Annotated in this window: 3 protein-coding genes; all 3 read left to right on the top strand. The window is 74.2% G+C overall.

Annotated elements, in window-relative coordinates; all coding sequences use genetic code 11:
* The first annotated feature begins 602 nt into the window (after positions 1–602).
* The 3 genes from ACWGIU_RS26190 (at position 603) to ACWGIU_RS26200 (ending at position 6229) form a co-directional block, all read left to right on the top strand.
* Positions 603–4148, top strand: a complete 3546-nt coding sequence (locus ACWGIU_RS26190; RefSeq protein WP_453709687.1) for a DNA polymerase III subunit alpha — start codon at positions 603–605, stop codon at positions 4146–4148.
* Positions 4145–5155, top strand: coding sequence for a DNA polymerase Y family protein (locus ACWGIU_RS26195; protein ID WP_453709689.1), 1011 nt, complete (start codon positions 4145–4147; stop codon positions 5153–5155). The genes ACWGIU_RS26190 and ACWGIU_RS26195 overlap by 4 nt, the downstream gene beginning before the upstream one ends.
* Before the next feature lie 213 nt (positions 5156–5368).
* Positions 5369–6229, top strand: a complete 861-nt coding sequence (locus ACWGIU_RS26200; protein WP_453709691.1) for an esterase/lipase family protein — start codon at positions 5369–5371, stop codon at positions 6227–6229.
* Positions 6230–6369 lie beyond the last annotated feature (140 nt).

Here is a 6369-nt window from a genome sequence, read left to right on the forward strand (position 1 = left end):
GCGCGCCCGTAGGGGAGGAGCAGGCCCTCACCGGTCAGCCCGCGGGCCGCGTCCCGGCGCGGCGCGGCGTGGGGCCCGCCGGGGTCGGGGCGGAGCCCGGCACGGAGTCCGGGCGCACGACACGCCACCGAGCCGCCCGCAGGGCTACCCGGCACGGAGTCCGGCCCCGCCGCACACCACCGAGCCGCCCGCACCGCACCCGGCCCCGCCAGCGATTGAGGCGCCCCGGCCCGGCAGGGGCAGAGCCGCACTGCACAACCCGCCGAGCACCCCGCAGGGGCACCGCCGAGCCCGGCCGCACCGCGCCCCGGCCCGGCAGGGGCAGAGCCGCACTGCACAACCCGCCGAGCACCCCGCAGGGGGGCACCACCGAGCCGGGCCGCACCCGCACCCGGCCCGGCAGGGGCAAAAGCCGCACTGCCCACCGCCGAGCACCCCGCAGGGGCACCGCAAAGCCGCACTCCACACCGCCGAGCCGCCCGCAGGGCACCGGCCGGATCCGTGGTCCTGGGTGATCGAACAAGTGTTTCGCACGAATATTCGAATTGCTCTATGGTGGAGAGCGGGGGAGGTGTTCATTCGAGCGAAGCAGGAGGCCGCGGGTGCCTGGGTTTACGCATCTGCACACCGTTTCGGGGTTCTCCATGCGCTACGGAGGCTCACACCCGGAGCGGCTGGCGGAGCGTGCCGCCGAGCGGGGCATGGACGCCCTCGCCCTGACCGACCGCGACACCCTCGCGGGCGCGGTGCGGTTCGCGAAGGCGTGCGCGCAGGCGGGCATCCGGCCGTTGTTCGGAGTGGACATGGCGGTCTCGCCCGCCGGCTCGCCCGCGACGGGCCCGGCCGGGTCGGGGGGCCCGACCGGATCCGCCGTGGGCGACGGGGCCGGCGAGGCTTCGTACCGGCGGCGCACCCCCGTCAAGGGCGGGGCCTTCGTGGACGAGTCCGCCGCGCGGGCCGTCTTCCTGGCCCGGGACGGGGCCGCCGGGTGGGCCGAGCTGTGCCGGATGGTCACCGCCGCCCACGCGGGGGCCGCCGAGGTTCCGCTGGTGCCCTGGGGGGCCCTGCGCGGGGAGGGAGTCTTCGTCCTGCTCGGGCCCGGCTCCGAGGTGGGGCGGGCGCTCACCGCGGGCCGTCCCGACCGGGCCGCCCGGCTGCTCGCACCCTGGCGGGAGATCTACGGCGACTCCCTGCGTCTGGAGGCCGTCCATCACGGCCGCACCGGCACCGGGCCCGGTTCGCTCCGGCTGGCCGCCCGTACCGTCGGCTTCGCCGTCGAGCAGGGCGTTCCGGCCGTGCTGACCAACGCCGTCCGCTACGCCGACCCCGGCCAGGGCCCGGTCGCCGACATCCTGGACGCGGCCCGCCGCCTGGTCCCCATCGATCCCCGCAACCCCGCGTACCCGCTCGACAGCGGCGAGCGCTGGCTCAAGGGCCCCGCCGCCATGGCCGAGGCCGCCGACCGGATCGCACAGGCGGCCGGCCTGCGCCCCGCAGATGCCAGGCGCCTGCTCGCGGAGACCCGGCGTACCGCCGAGGCCTGTTCCGTGGACCCCGAGGACGACCTCGGCGTGGGTTCCGTGCACTTCCCCGAGGCCCGGCTCGTCGGCGCCGCCCACCGCAGCGCCCAGCGGGTCCTCACTTCCCGGGCCTCGGCGGGCATGGTGCTGCGCGGGTACGCGGGCGACCGCGCGTACTGGGAGCGGATGCACCAGGAGCTCGACATCATCGCCTACCACGGCTTCGCCTCATATTTCCTGACGGTCGCCCAAGTGGTGGACGACGTACGGGAGATGGGAATCCGGGTGGCCGCCCGCGGATCCGGCGCCGGCTCCCTCGTCAACCACCTGCTCGGGATCGCGCACGCCGACCCCGTCGCCCACGGCCTGCTGATGGAGCGCTTCCTCTCCACGCGGCGGCGCGTCCTGCCCGACATCGACATCGACGTGGAATCCGCCCGCCGGCTGGAGGTCTACCGGCGGATCATGGACCGGTTCGGCACCGAGCGCGTCGCCACCGTCTCCATGCCCGAGACCTACCGAGTCCGGCATGCCATACGCGACGTCGGCGCCGCCCTGTCCATGGACCCCGCCGTGACCGACCGGCTCGCCAAGGCCTTTCCGCACATCCGGGCCCGCGACGCCCGCGCCGCGCTGGAGGAGCTCCCCGAACTGCGTGACGTACGCGGGGAGTCGTACGGCCGGTTGTGGGAGCTCGTCGAGTCGCTGGACGCACTGCCGCGCGGGGTCGCCATGCACCCGTGCGGGGTGCTGCTCTCCGACGACTCGCTGCTGGCCCGTACGCCGGTGGTGCCCACCAGCGGCGAGGGCTTTCCCATGTCCCAGTTCGACAAGGACGACGTGGAGGAGCTCGGGCTGCTCAAGCTGGACGTGCTGGGCGTGCGGATGCAGTCCGCGATGGCGCACGCGGTCGCGGAGATCCGCCGCGGCACGGGGCGGGAGCTCGACCTGGACGATCCGGCGCAGGTGCCGCCGGGGGACAGGGCCACCTACGAGCTGATCCGCTCGGCCGAGACCCTGGGCTGTTTCCAGATCGAATCGCCGGGCCAGCGGGACCTGGTGGGGCGGCTCCAGCCGACGACCTTCCACGACCTGGTCGTCGACATCTCCCTCTTCCGGCCGGGACCGGTGGCCGCAGACATGGTGCGTCCCTTCATCGAGGCCCGGCACGGGCGGGCCCCGGTCCGCTTCCCCCATCCGGACCTGGCCGACGCGTTGCGCGAGACGTACGGGGTGGTGGTCTTCCACGAGCAGATCATCGAGATCGTGCACGTCATGACCGGCTGCGGGCGGGACGAGGCGGACCGGGTGCGGCGCGGGCTGTCCGACCCGCAGTCGCAGCCGCGGATCAAGGTCTGGTTCGCGGCGAAGGCGGCCGAGCGCGGCTATCCGGTGGAGGTGATCGGCCGGACCTGGGAGATCGTGGAGGCCTTCGGCTCGTACGGCTTCTGCAAGGCGCACGCGGTGGCCTTCGCGGTGCCCACCTACCAGTCGGCCTGGCTGAAGGCGCATCATCCGGCGGCCTTCTACGCCGGGCTGCTCACCCACGACCCGGGGATGTACCCGAAGCGGCTGCTGCTGGCGGACGCGCGGCGGCGGGGTGTGCCGGTGCTGCCGCTGGACGTGAACCGGTCGGCGGCCGCCCATCGTATCGAACTGGTGTCCGATGAGAGGGGGGTGTGGGGGCTGCGGCTCGGGCTGTCCGACGTCCACGGCATCAGCGGGGCCGAGGCCGACCGGATCGAGGCCGGACAGCCGTACGCCTCCCTGCGCGACTTCTGGGACCGGGCCCACCCGGGCCGACCGGTGGCCGAACGGCTCGCGCAGGTCGGCGCGTTGGACGCCTTCGGCGCCAACCGGCGGGACCTGCTGCTGCACGTGTCCGAACTGCACGGCGCGCAGCGGGCCGCAGGCGTACGCGGTCCCCAACTCCCCCTGGAGGGAGGCCGGTCCACGGCATCCGTCGGGCTGCCCGACCTGACCGAGGCGGAACGGCTCAGCGCCGAGCTGGGCGTCCTCGGCATGGACGCCTCGCGGCACCTGATGGGGGACCACCACGCCTTCCTGGCCGAACTGGGAGTGATCCCGGCGCGCCGGCTGCGCGACACCGAGCACGGGCAGACCGTGCTGGTCGCGGGGGCCAAGGCGGCCACCCAGACTCCGCCGATCCGCTCCGGGAAGCGGGTCATCTTCACGACGCTGGACGACGGGACGGGCCTGGTCGACCTGGCCTTCTTCGACGACAGCCACGAACGCTGCGCGCACACCGTCTTCCACTCCTTCCTGCTGCTGGTACGAGGTGTCGTGCAGCGGCGGGGCCCGCAGAGCCTGAGCGTGGTCGGCGCGGCGGCGTGGAACCTGGCGGAGCTGGTGGAACTGCGGGCGGCGGGCGGCCTGGACGCGGTCGCGGCCCGCCTCGCCGAGCCGGCCGCCCCGGGGACCGGCTCGGCCGACGGCGTCGGCGGCGCCGACGGAGAACCGGCGGCGAAGGGCCCGCAGGGTTCCGGCCGCAGGATCCGCATGTCCACGGGCTACGAGATGAACCCCTGGGCCGACCTCCAGCCGCCGGGCACCGGCCCCGCGACCGGCCGCAAGCTGTGGCACTCCAGCCCGGGGAGCGCGGGATGACCACCGCCGAGCGGGTCGTGATGTGCCTGCGCCCGTACCCCGCCGACGGGGGGCCGCTCGGGGCCCGGGAGTACGCCGGGATGCTCGCGCTGCTCGGGGGCATCACCCCGGCCGTGCAGGCCGTGCCGCCCGACACGGTCCTCGCCGAGGTCCGGGGCGCGCTGCGGTACTTCGACTGCGACGCCACCCGGCTGGCCGCCCTGGTCCGGGTCCGGGCCCTCGCCCTGTACGGCGTGGACGCCGCCGTCGGCGTGGCAGGCAACCCCATGCTGGCCCGGGCGGCGGCCCGCGAGGCTGGGCCCGGGCAGACCCTGGTGATCCCCGGGGAGCCCGCGGCCGTACGGGAGTTCCTGGCGGGCAAGCCCGTCACCGCCCTCGACGGGGTCGGACCGAAGGCCGCCCGCACCCTGTGCTCCTACGGCCTCGATTCCGTCGGCCGGGTCGCCGCCGCCCCGCCCGCCGCCCTGCGGCGGATCCTCGGCGCCCGGCTCGGCCGCGAGGTGCACGAGCGCGCCCTCGGGATCGACCGGACTCCCGTCCGGCCGGGCGCTGCCGCCCGCGCCGTCGCCGCCGAGCGGCTCTTCGACCTGGACGAGCTGGATCCCGCACGGCACCGGCGGGCGCTGCTCTCGCTGACGGAGGAGCTCGGCGCGAAGCTTCGTACACAAGAGCAGGGCCGGGGACAGGTCTGCCGTGCCCTCTCGCTCACCGTCCGCTGCGCCGACCGCACCACGCTCACCCGGACGCGCACCCTGGCCGAGCCCACCGCGCACTCGGCCGCCCTGACCGCCACGGCCTACGCCCTCTACGCGGGCCTCGGCCTGCAGCGGGCCCGGGTCCGCGCGCTGTCCCTGCGCGCCGAGGACCTGACCTCGGCCGAACGGGCCACACAGCAGCTCAGCCTTGACCCCGAGGACGAGAAGGCCCGCCGCCTGGAGGCCGTCACGGACCGGGTCCGCGCCCGCTTCGGGCCGCACGCCATCGCCCGCGGCACGCTGGCCGCCTGAGGGGCCGTCCGGCGACCGTCCGGCGACCGTCCGGCGACCCGTCCACCGCAGTACAGGCAGCCGACCGGGTGGCGCGCGAGTTTTTACTGACGCGTAACTTCCCTGTGTTGCTACTCACCCGTAATTTAGCGGCAGCAGCTCCCCCTTGTGATCCGGATCACGGGACGAACCCCCACACTCATCCCCTTGAGTCACCCGCGAGGAGATCACCCGATGCTGCCCTGGAGACGCCTGCTCCGCCCACTCGCCGCCCTCACCCTCACCGCCGCCGCACTCGTCGCCCCCACCGGCGCAGCGCAGGCGGCGTCCGCCCCCAGCAGCGGCTGGAACAACTGGTCCTGCAAGCCGTCCGCCGCGCACCCGCGCCCCGTGGTGCTCGTCCACGGCACCTTCGGCAACTCCGTCGACAACTGGCTCGGCCTCGCGCCGTACCTCGTGCACCGCGGGTACTGCGTCTACTCGCTCGACTACGGTCAACTGCCCGGCGTGCCCTTCTTCAACGGGCTCGGCCCCATCGACAAGTCCGCCGGACAGCTCGACGTCTTCGTCGACCGGGTGCTCACCGCCACCGGCTCCGCCAAGACCGACATCATCGGGCACTCGCAGGGCGGCATGATGCCGCGCTACTACCTGAAGTTCCTCGGCGGTGCCTCGAAGGTGAACGCGCTGGTCGGGCTCGCCCCCGACAACCACGGCACCACCCTGCTCGGATTCACCAAGCTCCTCCCGTACTTCCCCGGGGCCGAGGACCTGATCAGCACCGCGACTCCGGGCCTCGCCGACCAGATCGCCGGATCCGCCTTCCAGCAGAAGCTGAACGAGGGCGGCGACACCGTGCCCGGAGTGAAGTACACGGTCATCGCGACCAAGTACGACGAGGTGGTGACGCCGTACCGGAGCGCCTTCCTGGACGGACCGAACGTACGCAACGTCGTGCTCCAGGACCTGTGCCTCGTGGACCTCTCGGAGCACGTCGCCATCGGGCTCACCGACCGGATCGCCTGGCACGAGGCGGTCAACGCCCTCGACCCGGCCCACGCCGAACGGACCACCTGCGCCTCGGTCTTCGACTGACCGGGCGCGGGCGGTCCGACACCGACAAGATCCGGAAGAGACGGCCTAGTGCTGTGGCCGGGAAGGTTTGCCGGGTTGCGGCGTCCGGTGTGGTGCATCGCAAGGCGGAGGGCCGCGGCTCGTACTGGACGTACTTGCGC

This window comes from Streptomyces sp. NPDC054840, from assembly GCF_053611065.1.